The sequence below is a fragment of the Cyclobacterium jeungdonense genome (assembly GCF_010994275.1).
Lineage (GTDB): Bacteria > Bacteroidota > Bacteroidia > Cytophagales > Cyclobacteriaceae > Cyclobacterium > Cyclobacterium jeungdonense.
Map to the genome: position 1 here is coordinate 1 of NZ_WMCD01000011.1, position 21,363 is coordinate 21,363.

Here is a 21,363-nt window from a genome sequence, read left to right on the forward strand (position 1 = left end):
AAGCTACTGGCCAAACCCGTGGATCGACTGCCCTCCTGGCACGGAGCCGCAGGAAGCAAAGCATGGCTTATGGTCGATGAAATTGTGATGAACTAGGGGAAAAGCAGCGACAGCTAAAATGAATCAAAAAGCCGAGATGGGGAGCTTAACAAATAGAATATCGGACTTGAAAGCACTATTAATTATATTGATTTGGGCAGTTTTTATTTCATGTTCAGCTAAACATGAGAAAGGATTGATTCCGACAAATACCTCTATAACCGAACTACAGTTTACTGTCAAGGAAGCAGCTAATTGGACAAATCTTTTTAAAAGAACATCCGGTTGGTTTGGTGGAGATGGGATATTTACGATACCTTTAGATGGTCTGGAATCGGCTGTTGCCGACACCTCAGGAAAAACATTGGTCCTTTTTAGCGACAGTCTGATTGGAGAAATAACTGACGGAAAGCTGGACAGTCCCTTTGTGATGATCAATAATTCAGTTGCGTGGATGCACGGGGCAGAACCGATAGCATCCAACATTTCTTTCCATTGGGCCCTGGATGAGCAAAATGCACCGCTGTCTCTTTTTATACCCAATACCCCAAATTCTAAACCAGGTGAATATTTCTGGTTAGGAGACGGTTTTGTAAATCAGGCTCGGAACAACGATATTTACTTGTTTGGTTACCGAATTACAACCACCGGAGCAGATGCCTTTAATTTTAAGGAGGTTGGAAATACGTTGATTGTCCTTCCCTCCGGGAGTAAACCTCCGTTTGAAGATCAGCGCCAAATAGACACCCCTTTTTACATGGATGGAAAACCGGAAAGTACAGGTTCCTTTGGAGCGGGCATTTTGGTAAACACAAAGGATGCCGGAGCATTGAGACCCGATGGGTATGTATACATTTATGGCGTAAAGGGAATAAAAAAAGAGGTGATGGTAGCGAGAGTAAAGCCCAAGGACATCGAAAAATTTGATCTTTGGAAGTTTTGGGATGGGACTAGCTGGCAAAGTGAAATGAAGCAGGCGGCATCCATTGCAGAAAGAGCTTCCAATGAGTTGAGCGTAACTTCCCTGGAAGACGGGAGGTACGCCATGGTTTTCCAGACAGACGGCATCGCCTCCACCGTAGGACTACGTTTATCCCAATTTCCGGAAGGGCCTTTTGGCCCCATAATCACGATTTGGGATGCCTCGGCTGACCTAAGCAAGGGTAAACACCTAATCAGTTACAACGCGAAAGCACATCCCAGTCTGTCTATGCCAGGGGAATTGCTAATAAGTTATAATATTAATTCGTTCGATTTTTTTGCAGATGTCGAAATCTCACCAAACTTTTATAGACCCAGGTTTATCCGATTGAAAATAGGGGATTGATAGGGTGTTGTATCCCTCCCGATAGGTTTTTGTTTTATTCGCTCTTAGTGGCTTCCACCCAGTGCCTGGCATCAATAAATGCCTGAATCCAAGGAGTAACCTCTTGTTTGGCCATTTCATCGGTGATATGGGGCCAGTTCCAGGGTGCTAAGGAGCGCTCGATATGTGGCATGATGGCCAAATGCCTGCCATCAACGGAGGACAATCCTGCCACCGCATGGTCTGAACCATTAGGATTTCCAGGATAGGATGTGTAGGAGTAGGTCATACAAGTATGGTAATCCTTTTTATCCATCGGCAGCTGAAACTTGCCTTCCCCATGTGCCACCCAAACGCCAAGTCGCAATCCTGAAAGGGATTGAAGCATGATGGAGTTGTTTTCGGGAATGGTCACGTTGACAAAAGCGGATTCAAATTTATGGCTGTCGTTGTGCAGCATCTTGGTTTTCTGCGCATGTTCGGGATTCACCAGTCCCAGTTCGATCATCAACTGACAACCATTGCAAACGCCCAGACTCAGGGTGTCTTTCCTTGCATAAAACCGATCAAGCGCTTTTTTCGCCGTTTCATTGTAAAGAAAAGCACCAGCCCAGCCTTTGGCAGAACCCAACACATCCGAATTGGAAAATCCTCCTACAAAAACAATCATATTTACATCTTCCAGGGTTTCTCTTCCGGAAATGAGGTCGGTCATGTGGACATCTTTCACATCAAATCCTGCTAACCACAACGCATAAGCCATTTCCCGGTCACCATTGACTCCTTTTTCCCGAATGATGGCTGCCCGGACCCCGCTAGCATTTTTTCGTTCCGGATTCAGGCCCAAGGCATGGTAGCCGCCTTTCCAGCCTTCTGGGAATTGGTACCGTAGGGGTTGCTTCGTATAGTTTTCGAATCGTTCTTTCGCCAATACTAAGCCCGATTGCTGCCGGTCCAACAAATAGGAAGATCGGTACCAGGTATCCCGGAGTTCAGGCATTTCCCAGCTCAAGTCAAGGGATTTGATAGTGATTTTTCTATCGGTCTTAACCGTAGCGACGGTTACGCTAGCGATTCCTTCTTCTTTTAAATAGTCGGATACTTCTTCAGGATTCTGAACCTGAATGACCAATCCCGGATTTTCCGAAAACAGGGCTTTGACGGCATCCTTTTCGATCAGGTTTTCCAAATGAATTTGCAAACCGGAACCTTCATTGGGAAAACACATTTCCAGCAAGGTGGTAATGATTCCTCCCGAAGAAATATCGTGACCGGCCATAACATTGCCTTGTCTGATTAATTGCTGAACAGCGGCAAATGCGGTTAAAAAATAACCTGTATCCATAATGTCCGGCACTTGGCTACCAACCTTATTGAGCATTTGCGCAAACGAGCTGCCGCCTAATTTTGCCTCGTCATTAGATAGGTCGATGTAGAGTAGGGTGGAATCGGGAATTTCCTTAAGTGCGGGAGATACGATGCGGTTTATGTCGTCGCATTCACCCACGGTAGAAATAATAACCGTGCCCGGCGCCAGCACTTTTTGCCCGTCGGGATAGTTTTGTGTCATGGAAAGGGAATCCTTGCCCGTCGGGATATTGATGCCCAGTGCGATGGCAAAATGGCTGGTTGCTTCCACTGCCCGGTAAAGCCGGTCATTTTCGCCCTGATTTTTAGCGGGCCACATCCAGTTGGCACTGAGGGATACCCCCTTCATTCCTTCTGTTAAAGGAGCCCATATCAAATTAGTCAGTGCCTCTGCAATGGCCAGCCGGGATCCCTTTTCAGGACTGGCCAAGGCAGCTATGGGAGCATGGCCGATAGAAGTGGCTATTCCCTTCTTTCCGCTGTAATCCATGGCCATCACTGCCACATTATTTAAGGGCAGTTGAATGGCCCCTATGGTTTGTTGCTTTGCAACACGTCCGGTAACAGACCGGTCCACTTTATTGGTAAGCCAGTCTTTAGAAGCGACTGCTTCCAATTGTAATACCTGATTCAGGTACTCACTGATCTGGTTTTCTGTGTATTCCGGTTCGGTATAGGATTGGATGGAGTGCTGGTCTTCCAGCACTGTTTTTGGAGAAGACCCAAACATGTGCTGCAGGCTCCAGTCGATGGGTTTCTCACCGGTTTGGCTATTTTCAAACCGAAAATGAAAATCGCCGGTGGTTTCTCCGATTTCATAAAAAGGAGCGCGCTCTCTTGCTGCTATTTTTTTGATAGTCTCCAACCTGGACTTTTCCAGCACCAGTCCCATTCTTTCCTGGGACTCGTTGCCTATGATTTCTTTGGCAGAAAGGGTGGGGTCTCCAATGGGAAGTTTTTCCATCTGTATGGTTCCTCCGGTGTCCTCTACCAACTCCGAAAGGCAGTTGAGGTGTCCGCCGGCACCATGATCATGGATGGAGATGATGGGATTGTCATCGCTTTCAGCCATAGCCCGGATCACATTGGCCACCCTTTTTTGCATTTCCGGGTTGGATCTTTGTACGGCATTTAGCTCCAGGGAATTCGTGAGAACTCCCGTGTTGACGGAGGATACGGCACTTCCCCCCATTCCGATCCGGTAATTATCTCCTCCCATCAATACAATGCTGTTACCTGTACCAGGTTTTTGCTTCAGGCTATAAGGGGCCCTTGTGAATCCTACTCCACCGGCCAACATGATGACTTTATCATAGCCCCATTTTCTGCCCTGCTCCTCGTGCTCGAAAGTCATGAGGCTGCCACAGATAAGTGGCTGTCCAAATTTATTTCCAAAATCGCTGGCGCCGTTGGATGCTTTAATAAGAATATCCATTGGGGTTTGGTACAGCCATTTTTTTTCTTTCAGGTCCATTTCCCAGAAACGGTCCTTAGCGGTTCGGGGATAGGAAGTCATGTATACCGCCGTGCCGGCCAACGGAATGGAAGCAGTACCGCCCGCCATCCTGTCTCTTATTTCACCTCCCGAACCGGTGGCTGCACCGTTGAAGGGCTCGACCGTGGTGGGGAAATTATGGGTTTCGGCTTTTAAAGAAAGAACGGTATCTATTTCCTTAATAGCGAAAAAATCTGATTTATCATGGCTTAGGGGGGCAAATTGAACTGCTTTCGGGCCTTTTACAAAGGCCACGTTGTCCTTATAGGCGGAGACGATCCCATTTGGGTTGGCTGCAGCCGTTTTCTTAATCAACTGGAATAAAGAAAGGGGCTTTTCTTTCCCGTCAATCACAAAGGTTCCATTAAAAATTTTGTGACGGCAATGCTCTGAATTGACTTGGCTAAATCCAAATACCTCGCTATCGGTCAGGGGTCTTCCCAATGATTTACTTACCCCTTCCAGGTAGGTGATTTCTTCCGGATTTAGTGCCAGCCCCTCTTTTTCGTTATAGCCTCCGATATCTTCAATTAACAAAATGGGGTCGGGCTGCTTGTCTATGGCAAATACCTCTTGGTCCAGTTGGGAATAGAGACTTTGTAACATGGGATCGATGAAATCACCTTCTTTATAAGGATAAAAGGCTTCCATTCTTTTAATGGCAGAAATGCCCATGTTTTGGCAAATTTCCATGGCATTAGTGGACCAAGGAGTGATCATTTCCTTTCTGGGACCTAAAAATTGCTCGGAAATCTTGTCCTGGTCCAGGTAATTTGCACCACCAAAGAGCCAGGTTAATTTTTCCAGGGTTGTTACATCTAATGCCTGGCTGCACTCCAGGGCATATACTGTTTTTTCAGAGGTTTGAAAAAAGATAATCGTCATAAACGGATCGATAGGTAAATTGAAGCAGCAAAGGTACAAAATTGCTTTAATAATTTAGCGACCATTCGCCTTGCAAAGGACCTCCTATTTCGGTTTTACCTGTACGAAAGCGAATACTTTGCTGATTTAATTGTTCGATAACGTACAGTAGGTGTAAATAATTAACTGATTTCGGAATAATATTCGGTTTTAATGAGAGGTTTTTCACGGTGCCTATCCTAGAAATTTTGGAGCCTCAGGGATAATACCGCAGCAATAGAGCTGGTTTCCTTCCTCTTTTGAAAAAAAATACTTTAAATTTGCGGAAACTCTGAACCTTTTGAAAGTTTCCTGAGTTTTTTGGCAGGAAGTTTATGAAATAATATTTGGAAACGAGAGAAAAAATAATTGAGGTAGCCTTGGAACAATTTCTGGTTTATGGAGTCAGGGCTGTTACAATGGATGAAATCGCGAAACAAGCGGGTATGTCTAAAAAGACGATTTACGAAGAATTTTCAAGTAAGGAAGCACTGGTTAACGCATCCTTTGATGTGGCTTTGAAAGAAGACGAATGTGCCTTTCACGAATTGATGGAAGGGGAAGATGGAGTGATTGATCATTTATTGCACATGACCCGTTATTTGCGAGAACGGTTTTCCAGAATGAATCCCTTGCTATTGCAGGACATTCAGCGGTTTTATCCTAAATGTTGGAAAAAATTGGAAGATTTTAAACGAGAGCATGCCTGGAAAGGGATCGTTCAGGTTTTGGATCAGGGAAAGCAATCAGGGGATTTTAGGAAGGAAATTAATTCTGAGATTTTGGCATACATGCGATTGGAGCAGATTACCAGTCTTATGGCGGGCAATGTAATTTTGAAAAAATACAGTTTATTGGATTTTCATTTACAGGCATTGGATCATTTTATTCACGGAATACTAACCGATCAGGGGAGAAATACCTATTACAAAAAATTACAAACACAGCAATCTTAATTTTATGAAGAGTAAACAGGTAATTATAATCGTTTTTGCTTGGCTGTTTGGGTACCAAATGGTGGCCAACGCCCAACGTGTACCGCTGACTTTGGAAGAAAGTGTCTCTTATGCCCTGGAAAATAATGCGGAGGCCAGGAATGCCAGGCTTGAAATAGAAGCAGCACGGGGTTTGGTAGGGGAGCGAACCGCTGAGGGCCTCCCCCAAATTAATGCCAATCTCAGTGCCAATAATAATCTGGTTGTCCCCATTTCTCCTTTTCCGGCTGTGATATTTGATCCGGAGGCGGAGGAAGGTGAGTTTATTGGCGTTCAATTCTCTCCGGAGTTTACAGCCGGATTGTCAGCGACCGTTTCCCAAATGATTTTCAACGGTTCTTATTTTATTGGATTAAAGGCAGCCAAAACCTATCGTCAATTAGCCGAAGTGGATCGCAAGTTTACCGAACTCGAGGTAATTGAAAATGTAAAAAAAGCCTATTACTCGGTTTTAGTCAGCGAGGAAAGAGAGGAACTAGTGAGAGCTAATTTGAGCCGAATTGACACTCTCCTAAAAGAAACAAAAATTCTGTATGAAGAGGGTTTTGCAGAAAAAATCGATGTTAGTCGGATTCAGGTTCAGCACAACAACATCCTGACTGAATTAGATAAGGCGAAAACAGCGACGCTAGTAAGTCTGCGGCTGTTGAAATTCCAAATGGGGATGCCCCAGGATCAGGATATTATCCTTGTGGATTCGATTACAGGCCTGGAGTCTCTTTTGGACGCCGACAGGTTGTTGATGGAGGATGGCCAGCCGAGAGTAGAAATTGATCAGATCAATACCAATTATGATCTAGCTACCCTGGATCTAAAAAACAATCAGATTCAATACATGCCACGTCTGGATGCAAATTATACCTTTCAGCGAAATGCCTTTGGAAACAATTTTTCAAACCTGTGGTCTGGAAAATGGTTTACTGGGTCGGTTGTGGGCGTTACCCTACAAATTCCCATTTTTGACGGATTTACAAAAAGGTATAAAATCCAGCAGAATAGGGTACAACTCAGGCAACTTGAAGTGCAGAAGGAGTCGGTACTTCAAAACATTGCATTAGAAAAATTTCAATCTCGTCAAAACCTGATTAATAGCCTAAAAGCACTGGAAGTGCAAAGGGAAAACAGGGATTTGGCGCTCGAGGTATTTGATATGGCCAAAATTAAATATCAGGAGGGAGTTGGTTCCAACCTTGAAGTAGTAGAGGCAGATTCTGCCCTTAAAGAGGCTGAAACCAATTATTTCTCAGCCTTGTATGATGCCTTTATCGCAAAAGTTGATTTAGAAAAAGCATTGGGAATTTTAAAATAAAAAAAGGATACCACAAATTTATGAAACATACCATCAAGTTTTTAAGCCTTGCCCTACTGATTGGGGTAGTTTCCTGCTCAGCACCAAAAGACGAGCTAGCCGATAAAAAAGACCAGTTGCAGTCCTATAAATCAGAAGCTGCAGCATTAAAAGTTTCTATCCAGGAATTGGAGGATGAAATCGCCCGATTGGATCCAGAGTTCCGGAAAAACCAGCGTAAATCTATCCTTATCACCACGATCCAGCCGGAGCAAGGTGATTTTGAGCATTACGTGGAAGTTACCGGATCGGTCCTTTCCAAAAAGAACGTAAATATCAGCGCAGAACTTTCCGGTAGGATAGAGGAAATCGTCACCCGGGAGGGAATGGCCGTCAGAAAAGGGCAGGTAATTGCCACCATAGATTCTGAATCTGTACAGAGAAGTCTGGATGAAATCCAAACCCAATTGGATTTAGCCAAAACGATTTTCGAAAAGCAAGAACGGCTTTGGAATCAGCAAATAGGAACTGAAATCCAATATTTAGAGGCGAAAAACCGGATGGAAACCCTGGAAAAAAACCTGGCTTCACTGCAATTGCAAGAGGACAAAAGTACCGTCAGAGCTCCATTTGATGGGACAGTAGAGGAAATGCTGGTCCGAGTCGGAGAGTTGGTTCAACCCGGTACTCCAATTGTAAATATGATTGGAGAAGATGACCTGTTTATCGAGGGGGATATTTCCGAACGGTATATAGGCATTTTACAGCAGGGAGACTCGGTAGATATCCGTTTTCCCTCAATCGATAGATCGCTGAAAACCAAGGTGACCGCAATTGGAAGTGTCATCAATCCGGACAATCGAACTTTCAAAGTAGAGGTGTTTTTACCTAAGATGGATCTTGTTAAGCCTAACATGCTTTCGGTATTGAATATACAGGACTACGAAAATTCCGAGGCGGTGATCGTGCCTACTTATTTGATTTTACAGGATAATCAGGGGAGTTATATGTTTGTGGTGGAAGAAGGCTTGGCCCGAAAAAGGTATGTGGAGAGAGGGATGACCTATGAAGGCAAAACAGAAATTCTGGAAGGCCTGGACGGATCTGAAACCCTGGTAGATAAAGGTTTTCGGGAAGTCGGAGATAATTTTAATGTAAATATCGCATCGTAACGCATTTATGGCTACAGAAGATACATCAAAAAAAGGCGTGATCAGAGAGTTTGGTATTTCTTCGCTTTCGGTTGACAACCGGACCAGCGTCGTGATTCTAACTTTAATTATCACATTTTTAGGCATGTTTGCATACCGCACCATGCCTAAGGAAAGCTTCCCTGAAATCGTTATTCCTACGGTCTACGTTGGCACCGCTTATCCGGGCAATTCGCCGGTGGATATGGAGAATCTGATCACCAGACCGATAGAAAAGGAACTTAAATCGATCAACAATCTCAAAGATGTGAGTTCTACCTCCATTCAGGATTTTTCTTCCATTGTGGTAGAATTTAATCCCAATGTGGATATATCCAAGGCGCTTCAAGACGTGAAGGATGCGGTAGATAAGTCCAAAAGTGAATTGCCATCGGATTTGGATCGGGATCCAGACGTGTTGGAAATCAATACGTCGGAATTTCCGATTATGAATGTCAATATCTCCGGAAACTACACCGAACAGGAATTAAAAAAATACGGCGAATACCTGGAAGATGAAATCGAAAAACTCTCTGAAATTTCCAGTGCAGATTTGAGCGGGACGATCGAGCGGGAGATTCAGATCAATGCTGATTTGTACAAAATGGAATCCAATGGCGTTACTTTTTCCGATATTTCCAGTGCAGTAGCAGACGAAAATGTAACGATTTCCGGAGGCAATATTCTGTCTGGTGATTACCGCAGGACCTTGCGTATTGCAGGGGAGTTCACGGATCCGATGCAACTGGAAAACGTAATTGTAAAGACCGAAAACAATAATATCGTTTACCTCCGGGATGTGGCTTCTGTCAGCGACACCTATAAGGAGAGGGAAAGTTATGCCAGAAGCAATAAGCTCCCGGTTGTCACCATCAACGTAGTCAAAAGGAGTGGAGAAAATTTGCTGGATGCCTCGGATAAAATAAAAGAGCTGATAGAGGAAGTAAAAATCAACCGTTTTCCCGAGGATTTGGAGGTAACCATCACGAATGATCAGTCAAAAGCTACCCGGTCTCAGGTAGACAATTTGGAAAACAGCATCATTTCCGGTGTTATTCTCGTGGTTTTGGTTTTGATGTTTTTTCTGGGGTTTCGAAATGCTCTTTTCGTGGGAATCGCCATTCCGCTATCCATGTTTATTTCCTTTTTGGTGCTCAATTCGCTGGGAGTGACACTGAATCTGATGGTGCTGTTTTCATTGATCCTGGCATTGGGAATGTTGGTGGATAATGGCATTGTGGTAGTAGAAAACATCTATCGGTTGATGCAGGAAGGAAAGTCGCCCGTGAGGGCTGCTAAAGAGGGCGTTGGTGAAGTGGCCTGGCCAATCATCACTTCTACTGCTACTACCCTGGCAGCGTTTCTTCCATTGGCGTTTTGGGACGATATTATAGGGGAGTTCATGAAGTACCTTCCCATCACGCTTATTATCGTGTTGTCGTCTTCACTTTTTGTGGCACTGGTCATTAACCCGGTACTTACGGCGTTGTTTATGAAGATTCAGGATGTAGACGAAAAGAAGCCGGTCAAAAAACCAATGATCGTAGCAACAGTACTCACATTCCTCGCCATCGTGTGTTACTTTATAGCCTGGATAGCATTAGGTAATTTATTATTTTTGGCAGCGCTATTGACTATTTTCAATGTTTTTGCTCTTCGCAAAGCCATTCGCTGGTTTCAAAATGTCTTTCTGGTAAAGCTGGAGAACCTGTACGAAAATACGCTTCTTTTTGCTTTAAGAGGATTTAAACCTTATCTGTTTTTTGGAGGGACGATACTATTGCTAGTAGTGTCTCTGGTACTACTGGGAATCAGGGCACCTCAAATTCTCTTTTTTCCGGACAATCAGCCTGCCCTGGTAAGTATTTATATGGAAAAACCCATCGGCACAGATATTGAAGCTACGAATGATTTCGTCCATCAGTTAGAGGACGACCTTTTTGAGCTCCTCGAGCCCTATGAAAGTATCATAGAGTCCGTCATCACCCAAATAGGTGAAGGAACGGGGGACCCATTGGAAGGTCCAAGTCAGGCTACTACCCCCCATAAGGCAAAAATTACTATCGGATTTGAGGAATACCAGTTTCGGGAAGGGGTGAATACCAATGAGGTCATGGAAAAAATCCGTAATCTCGCCGAGGGATATCCCGGGGTGTTGGTAACCGTAGACAAACAGCGTAACGGTCCTCCTGTGGGTAAACCAATCAATATTGAAGTAAGCGGTGAGAATTTTGATCAACTTATCACGTTTGTAAATCGATTTCGGGAGCATATCAATGAATCCGGAATCCAGGGAATCGAAGAATTGAAGACCGATTTGGAACTCGGCAATCCGGAACTTATAATTGATATTGATCGTGAAAAAGCAAGAAGGTTTGGATTGTCCACCTCTACGATCGCCAATGAATTGAGAACGGCTTTATTCGGATTGGAAGTATCTAAATTTAAAGAAGGAGAGGATGACTATCCCATCCAATTACGTTTGGCTAAAGAGTACCGATACGATATAGGGGCACTTTTAAACAAAAAGATCAGTTTCAGGGATAAATTTGGCAATCTAAAAGAAATACCCATATCCTCCGTTGCCAGTCTGGAATACAGTTCTACTTATGGTTCGGTAAAGAGAAAAGACCTGGAAAGGGTGATTACCTTGTTTTCGAATGTCAATGATGGATATAATGCCACTGAAATCAACAACGAGATCAAACGATTGGTGCAGGATTTTGAAGTTCCGGAAGGTATCGATGTGAGCTTTACCGGCGAGCAGGAGGAGCAGGCCAAATCTGCAGAATTCCTCACTAGAGCCTTACTCATTTCCATATCCCTGATATTCCTGATTATCGTTGCTCAGTTCAATTCCGTGACTACCCCGTTTATCATCATGGCTTCTGTGATTTTCAGTACCATAGGCGTTTTTCTGGGATTGGTAACGTTCAATATGAATTTTGTGATCATCATGACCGGTATTGGCATTATTTCACTGGCGGGTGTCGTGGTTAATAACGCCATCGTTTTGATAGATTATACAAATCTCGTGAGAGCCAGACGAAGGGAGGAACTAAATATTCCCGAAGGTGAGTTTTTAAGCAAAGAAGATTTATTAGACAGCATTATTCAGGGAGGGAAGATTAGGTTACGACCTGTATTGTTAACGGCCATCACTACCGTGCTGGGATTGATTCCTCTAGCGTTGGGGATGAATATTGACTTCTATGGATTACTATCCTCTTTTGATCCGAAATTCTATATCGGCGGGGATAACGCAGATTTTTGGGGACCCATGGCGTGGACAGTAATATTTGGCCTAACCTTTGCAACCTTTTTAACGTTAGTAATAGTACCTGTCATGTATTTATTGGCAGATAAATTAAATTCAGTCGCTCGCAAGAGCAATTGATAAAATTTAATTAAAGGTTGGTGGTTTTTTTAAGTGTTCAAACCTCCGGGGCATTGCTCCGGAGGTTTTTTCATGGGGTTTTAGCAACCTTCTTGCCCATAGTAGGCACCCTCACCGTGTTTTCTTTCGTAATGTTTCTGGATCAAAGCCTCCTTTAACCTGGCTGCATTGGGGTTTATTTGCAGGGTAAGGTAAGCCATCCGAGCGATTTCCTCCAATACCCGACTGTTATACACCGCCTTTTGCGCATTTTTCCCCCATGTGAAGGGGCCATGATTGCCAATCAATATCATTTCCACCTCTTCATAAGACAGGTTTTTCTCGGAAAAACAATCCAATATTTGTTGCCCGGTCATGTGTTCGTAATCCCCGGCGATCAACTCATCGGACATAGGCGGGGCACAGGGAATGTCTTTGGTATTGTGATCGGCATGGGTAGTACCAAAAATCGGAATGTCCATTTGGGACTGCGCCCAGGATACGGCATAGGTGGAATGGGTGTGGCAAATGCCCCCGATCTTTTGCCAGTGCTTATATAAAAAAGCATGGGTTTTGGTATCCGAGGAAGGCCTCATTTTACCCTCTACCACCTGGTTATCATAATCTACAATTACGATATCTTCCGGTTTGAGGTCCTTATAGGGTAATCCACTGGGTTTGATAGCAAAAACAGCTTTTTCCCTATTCACGGCACTTACATTACCAAAAGTGTAGACCACCAAACCTAGATTTGGCAGTTCCATATTGGCCTCATAGCAGGCCCTTTTCAATTCTAAATATTCACTCTTCATATGTTTATGAGTTTTTCAGTCGTGTGATGTGCTGGATAAGTACAGGCTCCAGAAGGTATTGGTCCTTGTTTTCCCTTCCCTGTATTTGCCTTACGACATCCATGCCGTCCAGTACCTTTCCAAAAGCTGCAAACCCTTGTCCATCCGGATGGCGCTTTCCGCCGTAGTCCAGTTCCGGCTGATCACCGATGCAAATAAAAAAGCTGCTTTGTGCTGAGTTGGGATCAAGTCTTGCCATGGAAAGGACACCATTTTTATGCAGAATTCCGGTAGACCGGGTGGTTTCTATGGGTATGGGGGGCAATAGTTGTTCCTCAGAAACGTTTCCACCTTGTATCACCTGTATCTGTATCGTCCTGTCGGACTCATTCCCGGGCGTACAAACCCTAAAGAATGTTGAGCCATCATAGGCATCGTTTGCTACGTATTGGAGAAAATTGGCCACCGTTTCTGGAGCTTTATCCGGATAAAGTTCTATGATGATGGGGCCTTTATCCGTTGATATCCTGCAAGTTAAATCCGATTGGGAAGTGCCATGGAAATAGCTGAAATAGAACAAAAAGATAAAGCAAGTTAACTTATTCATTGGGTTTCTGGAACGATCATTTCAATAGCTACTTATTATTTTCTTAATATCCAAAAAAACGATTGCTTCGGCAATTAATTTTGGAGCAGACTGATGGCATTTAAAATAATTTCATTTCAAAAAGACATTTTAATTCGCATACCCCCCCCCATTTCACCGATCCTGGAAATTTCTTTTCTGATTATTTTAATTTCCAAAAATAAGGTGTAAATATGACATTTAAAACACAAACAGGTTCTATGAAAAGTTTTCCCCAATATGAAGTATGGTTTATCACAGGCAGCCAGCACCTGTATGGCGAAGCCACCTTGTCTGCGGTAACCTTGCACGCCCGAGAAATAGCTGCAGCTTTGGACGCATCAGAAAAAATAGCGGTTCCTATTGTTTTCAAGCCCATAGTCACCACTGCAGCTGAGATTTATGAAGTTATTACCCATGCCAATGTACAAAAAAGGTGCATAGGGCTCATCACCTGGATGCACACCTTTTCTCCAGCTAAAATGTGGATTAATGGCTTAAAAATTTTGAACAAGCCCCTGCTTCACCTGCATACCCAATTTGAGCGTAGCATTCCCTGGGAAACCATAAACATGGACTACATGAATTTAAATCAAAGTGCTCATGGAGATAGGGAGTTTGGGTATATATGTGCCCGGATGAAAGTTCGAAGAAAAGTAGTGGTAGGCCATTGGAAAGAAGCTTTGGTTCATAAGGAAATTGATAATTGGAGTCGTGCAGCTGCCGGATGGAATGATTGGCAGGGAGCGAAATTTGTCCGTTTTGGGGATAATATGCGTCAGGTGGCAGTAACTGAGGGAGATAAAGTGGGAGCCGAGATGCAATTCGGATTTTCGGTTAATACCCATGCCGTCGGAGACCTCGTCGAACAAATTAACCGGATTTCCCCGGATGCAGTCGAACAATTAAACAAGCAGTACGAATCAAGCTATATCCTCGACGAGAAATTGAAAGTGAGTGGCAGCCATCGGAATTTTTTGAAGGAAGCCGCACGGATAGAATTAGGCTTGAGGCAATTTCTTGAAGAAGGTGGCTTTAAAGGATTTACCAACACCTTTGAAGATCTTTACGGCATGCACCAGCTTCCCGGCATAGCGGTTCAACGATTAACCCGTCAGGGCTACGGATATGCCGGTGAAGGAGACTGGAAAACCATGGCTCTTGTACGTGCAATGAAGGTCATGGGAACGGGCTTGCCTGGAGGGAATGCCTTTATGGAAGATTATACCTACGATTTTCAGGAACAGGGAGGACTGGTCTTAGGAGCACACATGCTGGAAGTAGACGAAAGTCTGGCAGAAGGAGATATCCGATGTGAAGTCCATCCGCTGGGGATTGGGGGAAAAGCAGATCCTGTCAGGTTGGTGTTTACAGCGGGGGAAGGCAGGGCTATAAATGCATCACTGGTAGCTATGGGAGATAAATTCAGATTGGTGATAAATGAAGTACAAGCCATCAAGCCTCCAAGAGACTTACCAAACCTACCAGTGGCCAGAACCATGTGGCGTCCGTTGCCGGATTTTAAAACCGCCTGCGCAGCATGGATTTTAGCAGGAGGTGCACATCATACCTGTTTTAGCCAAAACCTGCCCGTAGCAATTCTTGAAGATTTTGCCGAAATGGCGGGGTTGGAATGGCTGCTAATTGATGAGGAAACCAACTTGAGAAGTTTCAAGCTAATGCTTAACCAGATTAATGGATGAAAAAAAACCTTCACGGGCCAGTTTTTAATCGTTGAATTCCGTAATCAGCTAAACAAATCTGTCCTCATTATTCCTCCTCACATGGAAGCACCATCAAGGGGGTTTGGCCATCATGTACCAAATCATTGATGAAGAATTTTCTGAAAAGTTGATCGTTTAGGGTCCGGGATCCTTTTTGCAAAACCAGGTAATTATCCGGAAAATTTCGGTACCTGGTTTTAATAATTTCAAATGCATCCGCACCTTCATATAATTTGACGGTGCACCTGTATTGGATAGATAATTTATCTTTTAGTTTATTTAGGTACGCTTCACTTTCGCCTCTTTCTTCTTTATCCGTCAGAATGGTTAGGAGTTCAATTTCCACAACAGAGCTGCCAAGCGTATTCAGTAGAAAAGAAAGGGCCTGCTCATTTAATGGGTATTTTACGTGACAAGCTAATGCCAGCTTGGTTGGAATGGCATGCTCAATAGACTTGGGTAATGCAATAATCAGCCGGTTTAGATGGTTGATGATATCGGTTGCAGTACTGCCTATTAATAGCTTTTTAAGGAAGCCAGTACCTTTCAATCCCAGTAATAGAATGTCATCCTGGCTTGTCTCTTCAGATAAAAAATGAGTTAGCTGCTTGTCGATAGCCAGAAAATCAACATCCCCATGGGATACACCTAACTTATTTATTGCGTCAGTAAAGGCTTTCCCGGCTTCTTTTTTCTCGAATTCAATTATTTGGTCTTTACTGGAGGAATTGGCAAGGGTGGGAGCTAAACCAGGGATTTTATAAATGAACTTCAGTGAAATATCGTACGATTTTTGCCATTCAAATGCCAGTTTTAAAATGGTTTGCGTATAGGGCGAAAAATCAATAAGTACGATTAATTTCTTCATGGTCAGCTGAAATAATCCGTGTTAGATTAAGAAAACTAAAGTTAGCGATTATCCGACAATTTTCCATCACCGCTCATTAAACCTGACCTTCTTCCAATTATTGATCTTCGTACCATTTTTCCTCAAAGGTATGCGTGGATTCAAATGCTGCCTTCAACACTTTGATGACCATCCAGATCATTAATATTGGTGACAGGGAAAACATCATCAGGATAATGGCTGTATTTATATTTACTGCAATCGCGACTACGTAAACCAGCAAAAATCCGGTTACTATCGCTACGGGGGTTAGGGAATTGTCCATGGTTTCTTCCTTTTACTCCTAAAACACAAGAACGGAAAGATTTGTTTACCAATACGTTACTTTCTGAAAAAGGAAAGGAATGGTCAAACTTTTTCAATTCTTGGTGCCCAATAAGTGCAATAAGCATCGGCCTGCACCGGCCCTTTGAACAACTGGCAGCCCCCGCATTTTCTTTCGGCTGTCGGGGGAAGGTAAAGCTGGCAATTGTCACAACGGTTTTCGGGAACGGGAGTATTCGCTTCATAGCCCAAACTTTTCCGTTTTTCCAATTCTTCTTCACTAAGCCCAGTGAGGTCGGCACAGTCGGTTATGCCTTCCAGGTTGTATTCTTTTTTTGGGGGAGCGCATCGGGACAATAAATACACAAGTCCGGTCGATCCGAATAAATACTTTACGAGATTTCTACGCGTCATGCAGGAAGCAATTTTAGAAAAGAACGGCCAGGTCCTTCAGTTGAGTTTCGGATTGATTTTCTTTGGATTCCAGCTGGGAAAGCAGGGATGATAAGCTTTCGGTATGTCGATCGGAGGATTTTTTCAGCCCGGCCTTTAACCCTTCCAGGGCAATTGCCTTCCAATTTTCAACGGTTTCGTTCGGAAGCGTTGAAAGCAATTCCACGAAGGATTGGATGGATTTTTCATTTCCTTTTGCGCCCTGTATATGGGAGACTTCCTTGATGTAATCCAGTTTCCAACTTTCGGGATTGTCAAAAAAAGCATACTCTTTATCCAAAATTTCCAGGGTTTCAGGAGCGGATCCCGGGTTTGAACTAAGGATTGCCGTTCGAAACCATTTGTTTTTGCCTTTCTCAATCAGAGATGCTGCCATTTTTTCTCTGGCAAAGGAGCTCTCGAAATTGCCCAGGCTCAAAATGGCCTGCAAGGAAACCATGCTGGACGGATCGCTGGTTTTGGCGGCTATTGCTTCTTCCATTTCTGGAAAGGATTCTGCCAATACCAGCGCATTTTTACGTACTCCAGCATGCTCGCTTTGCAAAGCTTTGGAAACCAGATCTGCCGTAAGCGCGTCCATGGATTGCAATAAATATAAAGCCAATACCCTGGACTCGGCTGCCGCCTCTTCCGCCAGACTCTTTAGAAAGGGAACATATTCTTGCTTTGAATTTTCTAATATCAGGCGTTGAGCGGTTGTTCTCCACCATCCATTTTCGTTTTCTAATTGACCAACTAATGTAGCGGCATCCATGGATGAAAAATCAGGAAGGGAGTTCAATTGGGACGTTTTGCCCTCGGGGAGAATGCGGTAAATTCTTCCTTTGTCCTCACCGTTCATAAAATCCATCTCTTCTTTTAGATCATCCGGAATGGAAACGGGAGTCTCAATATGTTGCCGGTAGAAATCAACCAGGTAAAGGTAACCATCCGGGCCAACGGTAAAACCTACCGGCCGGAACCAGGGGTCGGTAGCGGCGAGAAATTCACGGTCCCTTTCCTCGGGAGGCCTACGGGCAATTTGGGTGGGACCTTGGCTATCCGGGATCAGCAGATCCCGGTGAACCAGGTTCCCGGCCACATCGCCGGTAAATACGTTACCACTGAATCCTTCCGGAAAAGCTCCTCCATTATAAACGATTCCCCCGGAGGCACCCGTGAAATAGTCTTCCGCATGTTCTACCCGGTCCAATTCCTGCTCCTGGTATTGCTTATTGCGCCGCCTGGTTCTTTCTGCTCTCCAATAGGGAGGCGGCGTCATTTGGAACATTTCAAAATCATGGTCGGAAATATTATGGTTAACGGACATGCTTGATAAATGACCATGTCGCTCCAGATACCTTCTGGGGATAACCGCCTGCTGGATATGGAGGGTGTTTTGGGTAAAAAACTTATTGCCCCAGTTGTCGAAGGTCATTCCAAACTGAGCGGTGCCACTCTCTTTTTCAAATTTTCCCTTGTCCAGACGAAATCTAAAATCCGCACCCTGGAGGTTTAACGAGCCTGCTCCGGGTTTTTCTTTATAGGTTACTTCACTTCGTTGGCCGTTATTGGCAGCATATATCCAATTATCTATACCCAGGCGGAGATTTGTAATCTGAGCCTCTGAGTTGTTTTCAAAAAAACCTGAAAAAAGTTGTTCTTTGCTATCTGCCTTGCCATCTCCATCAAGGTCTTTCATGTAATAAATATAGGGAGCTGCCGTTACCAGAAGTCCTCCTTTCCAGGGCATTAGACTGGTAGCATCTGCGATGCCTTCCGCAAATACGATGGAGGAATCAATGGTACCATCCCCATCCGTATCCACAAGCTTTTTTATGACTCCACGACCTTCTCCCTGCTCCGGTTTGTAAGGGTAATCCGGCATTTCCACGGCATAGGCCGCTCCGGTTTCATCAAATACCAGATCTACCGGGTCCTTGATATGTGGCTCTGCAGCAAATAATTGAACTTCAAAATCTTCGTGTATAGCAAAGGTGGCCATGGATGCTTCAGGGCTTAGCGCGTCCGCATATTTTTTTTCCTGGCATGAACTCAGGCCCAAACCGAAGAGCGTGGTCACCAAAAGGGAGGTGGTTGTTCGTATCATTTATTTTGTTGATATATTCATACAGTAAGCCAATATCCTACATTAATCGAAAAAATAAAATTATTTTAAGATGGAATGAGACGATAGTATAAGTTTTTACGCAAACGGAATATAGACAGGATCGGCTACTCAAATAAATTCCGATTTTCCGGTTCAAACCCGAAGAATTCATCCAAAAATGCATACGCCTCTTTTCGGATAGCAGGAGGGAAGTCATGTCCCGTATCCGGATACCGCACAATCAAATGCGCTGGAAACCCTAGCCAGGAATATACCGGATGAATTTCCGCTATTGCAGCTTTTACGCCCTCTACAGCGAAATTACTATCCTGAACGGGCGCATTGGTAAAAACGGGCCTCGGAGCAATGGAAGCGATGATATCCGTAAAATCGAACGGAAGTTGTGCATCGGGGAGTAATTTTTTGATAGCAGGCATGTATCTGTCCTGTGCCCAGGGACCAAGCCGGCCACCATATCGTTCCGTTCCAGCTTCCCCAATATCGTAATAGTCAAAGGGAGTCCAACCACAACTGCTAACTACTGCCTGGATGCGCTCGTCATGTACAGCAGTAAAAAGGGCATTGTGTCCGCCCAGCGAGTGCCCGATCACCCCAATTCGGTCGGGGTCCACTTCCTTCATCTGACTCAATACATCCACACAACGCATGTGATTCCAGACACCAAGGAGCGTGCCGGAGGGAAATCCATCCTTGCTAAAATCATGATCCATCTGCTCACCAAAGCTTGGGTAATCAGGTGCAATGACCACATAACCTCTCTCTGCCAGCTCCCTTGCAATTCCCCTATTTTCCAGGGGCCCTTGGCCATCCACAATTTTTTTACCTAAATCCCCAGTACTATGAAGAACCAACATCGCCGGCCGGCTGGAGCTTTTTTCTGGAACGTACAAATAGGCGGTGACCTCGTTGGTATCATCAGAATCGAAACGGATACGATACCGGTTAAACCCGTTTTCTTTGACAGTATCCAGGTAGGTCAGGGAGGGCACGGCAAGGTTCTCACGGGACGGCAGAGTGCCCATGATTGCTGCCATGTTGTTTTTCCAGGTCCTCTTTTTCCCCTTCCATTCAGCCAGTGTTTTTATTGGGACGTTCTTTTCATTTTGGAGTATATATGGACTCTTTTGGTCGTTTACTTGTCCCGGATTGTGAAGCAAATTCTTTATTGCTTTCATTAATATAGGTTCGGCTTCTGAGGTTACCGGGCTGACGTTTATTTCGTAGCCATCTTCTTCATAGGCAGCCGCAGTGCCAATGTAGAAGGGCCCGTAATCTCCATAGGCAGCCATGGCCACAAAAAGGTCCGGTCGTTCTGCCTTGGCGGCCAACTGGTATTCTACAAAAAGCTCGCCCGGAAGGTGAAGGATTCGGGCATCTCCAATGGAAAGGCAGCTAATGGCTATCTTTTTACCTTGCTGCTTTCGCTGGTACCAGGCCAGTTTTTGCATGTTATTGGTGAGCCATCGGGCATTTTGCTGATGCATTTCGCGACCAATTTCTGGAATTTTTTCATTGGCGGGTAGCCGCACCGATTCTTGATTCCAATACACAGCGGAAGGGTTGATTTTCGATTTGACGGTATTTCGCCAGGCTTGCTCCATTCCCGCAGCCAATCTTTCGGCTAGTATTTTTCGGTTAATTTTTGCTCCGTCGTTGTACTTACCAGCGGTCACATTTGCCCCGGCACCATTAAAATGTACATGCAGAGCCTCTGGTACAGCAAGTTGCCGTAGATAGCGGGCTATACCTGGAAAGTCCGGGTTGGCAATCTTGGTAAGGTAGTAACTTTGCGGATGCACTGCATAATAGCTCAGCACGGCCAGCGGCTCCTCTTCGTTCCAAAAGCTGATCAGCGAAACCTCTGGATCGATCAATCCCTCCGGGTAGTCCCTGATTTTTGGATCTTTGGTAGAAGAAGTCCGGGAATAGCGGATTTTCCCATCAGGTCCTTTGATTCGCCGGTTGGAAGCCACTTTTTCTACGGTGGCTTTTCCTGTACCAATATGGGTGAGGGGCTGGGGAGACTGCATGGTCTTTTGGATTGCTTTATCCAGTCTATCCAGAAGGACCCTGTCAAAAGAGCTGTCAAAGGCTTTTGGATCCAATCCGGCATCCAATAAAAGCTTCTCGGCACCCCAATCGCTGATCGGTGCATCGTGCTGATGCACCGTATGTACTGCTACACGTGAAGGGAGGGTGGAGGCAGCTTTGGCCAGCCTGGATTTAAAGGCATCCTGGCTTTCATTGGCGATACCAATCCAATCCACTGCGCAAAGGACGATGGGCAACCCACTACCTATGATGACGATTCCCCGGGCACGAAGCCCCAGGTCGTCTTTTTTTTCCATGGGATCATAGGCAAGCAGGCTTCCAACAGGTGGCGTAGCATCTACATCAAAAACGGCCAGGGACAAGCCGCTATCCCCACCATTTTCTATTTGCCGGCTCATTCCAGGAAGGCTGGAAAAAAGAATAATCAGTAGGCCAAAGACCAGACTGGAAGTAGTAAGCGATAATGATAACTTCATT

General features: G+C 44.6%; 14 protein-coding genes. 6 read left to right on the plus strand and 8 right to left on the minus strand.

The genetic code is table 11. From position 1 onward, the window contains the following. Positions 1-235: 235 nt before the first annotated feature. Complete coding sequence (locus GKS34_RS19050) at positions 236-1,366, plus strand: DUF5005 domain-containing protein (protein WP_240459370.1); 1,131 nt, start codon at positions 236-238, stop codon at positions 1,364-1,366. Between the two features lie 34 nt (positions 1,367-1,400). On the opposite strand, the gene purL is transcribed toward GKS34_RS19050, so the two are convergent. Further along, the gene (purL, locus tag GKS34_RS19055) at positions 1,401-5,093 is read right to left on the minus strand and encodes a phosphoribosylformylglycinamidine synthase (RefSeq protein WP_163386580.1); all 3,693 of its coding nucleotides are present in this window, start codon (positions 5,091-5,093) and stop codon (positions 1,401-1,403) included. A gap of 365 nt (positions 5,094-5,458) precedes the next feature. On the opposite strand from purL, the gene GKS34_RS19060 reads away from it, so the two are divergent. The 4 genes from GKS34_RS19060 to GKS34_RS19075 are packed head-to-tail and all read left to right on the plus strand — an operon-like array spanning position 5,459 to position 11,981. After that, positions 5,459-6,067, plus strand: a complete 609-nt coding sequence (locus GKS34_RS19060; protein ID WP_163386581.1) for a TetR/AcrR family transcriptional regulator — start codon at positions 5,459-5,461, stop codon at positions 6,065-6,067. Between the two features lie 4 nt (positions 6,068-6,071). Next, positions 6,072-7,415 carry a TolC family protein gene (locus tag GKS34_RS19065; RefSeq protein ID WP_163386582.1) on the plus strand — a complete coding sequence of 448 codons (1,344 nt, stop codon included), beginning with the start codon at positions 6,072-6,074 and terminating at the stop codon, positions 7,413-7,415. A 20-nt stretch (positions 7,416-7,435) separates the two neighbouring features. Next, on the plus strand, positions 7,436-8,566 hold the full coding sequence (locus GKS34_RS19070; protein ID WP_163386583.1) for an efflux RND transporter periplasmic adaptor subunit: 1,131 nt from the start codon (positions 7,436-7,438) through the stop codon (positions 8,564-8,566). A gap of 7 nt (positions 8,567-8,573) precedes the next feature. Next, positions 8,574-11,981: an efflux RND transporter permease subunit gene (locus tag GKS34_RS19075; RefSeq protein ID WP_163386584.1), complete on the plus strand. Its 3,408-nt coding sequence runs from the start codon at positions 8,574-8,576 to the stop codon at positions 11,979-11,981. A gap of 80 nt (positions 11,982-12,061) precedes the next feature. Here the strand turns inward: GKS34_RS19075 and GKS34_RS19080 are convergent, their stop codons facing one another. Next, positions 12,062-12,772: an L-ribulose-5-phosphate 4-epimerase gene (locus GKS34_RS19080; protein ID WP_163386585.1), complete on the minus strand. Its 711-nt coding sequence runs from the start codon at positions 12,770-12,772 to the stop codon at positions 12,062-12,064. 4 nt (positions 12,773-12,776) lie between these two features. Then, a complete protein-coding gene (locus tag GKS34_RS19085) occupies positions 12,777-13,358 on the minus strand; it encodes a peptidylprolyl isomerase (RefSeq protein WP_163386586.1) in 582 nt (193 codons plus the stop codon). A 239-nt stretch (positions 13,359-13,597) separates the two neighbouring features. Between GKS34_RS19085 and araA the strand changes: the two genes are divergently transcribed. Next, positions 13,598-15,079 carry an L-arabinose isomerase gene (gene araA / locus GKS34_RS19090; RefSeq protein ID WP_163386587.1) on the plus strand — a complete coding sequence of 494 codons (1,482 nt, stop codon included), beginning with the start codon at positions 13,598-13,600 and terminating at the stop codon, positions 15,077-15,079. Between the two features lie 67 nt (positions 15,080-15,146). Here the strand turns inward: araA and GKS34_RS19095 are convergent, their stop codons facing one another. From GKS34_RS19095 to GKS34_RS19115, 5 genes are all read right to left on the minus strand, one after another. After that, positions 15,147-15,968 (minus strand): universal stress protein, encoded by an 822-nt coding sequence (locus GKS34_RS19095; RefSeq protein ID WP_163386588.1) that lies wholly within the window; start codon positions 15,966-15,968, stop codon positions 15,147-15,149. A gap of 97 nt (positions 15,969-16,065) precedes the next feature. Next, complete coding sequence (locus GKS34_RS19100; RefSeq protein ID WP_163386589.1) at positions 16,066-16,272, minus strand: hypothetical protein; 207 nt, start codon at positions 16,270-16,272, stop codon at positions 16,066-16,068. An 83-nt stretch (positions 16,273-16,355) separates the two neighbouring features. Then, the gene (locus GKS34_RS19105; RefSeq protein ID WP_163386590.1) at positions 16,356-16,685 is read right to left on the minus strand and encodes a high-potential iron-sulfur protein; all 330 of its coding nucleotides are present in this window, start codon (positions 16,683-16,685) and stop codon (positions 16,356-16,358) included. A gap of 13 nt (positions 16,686-16,698) precedes the next feature. After that, entirely contained in the window at positions 16,699-18,813 is a 2,115-nt protein-coding gene (locus tag GKS34_RS19110) for a PVC-type heme-binding CxxCH protein (protein ID WP_163386591.1), read from the minus strand. A gap of 125 nt (positions 18,814-18,938) precedes the next feature. Beyond that, positions 18,939-21,362, minus strand: coding sequence for an alpha/beta hydrolase family protein (locus tag GKS34_RS19115; protein WP_163386592.1), 2,424 nt, complete (start codon positions 21,360-21,362; stop codon positions 18,939-18,941). Position 21,363 lies beyond the last annotated feature (1 nt).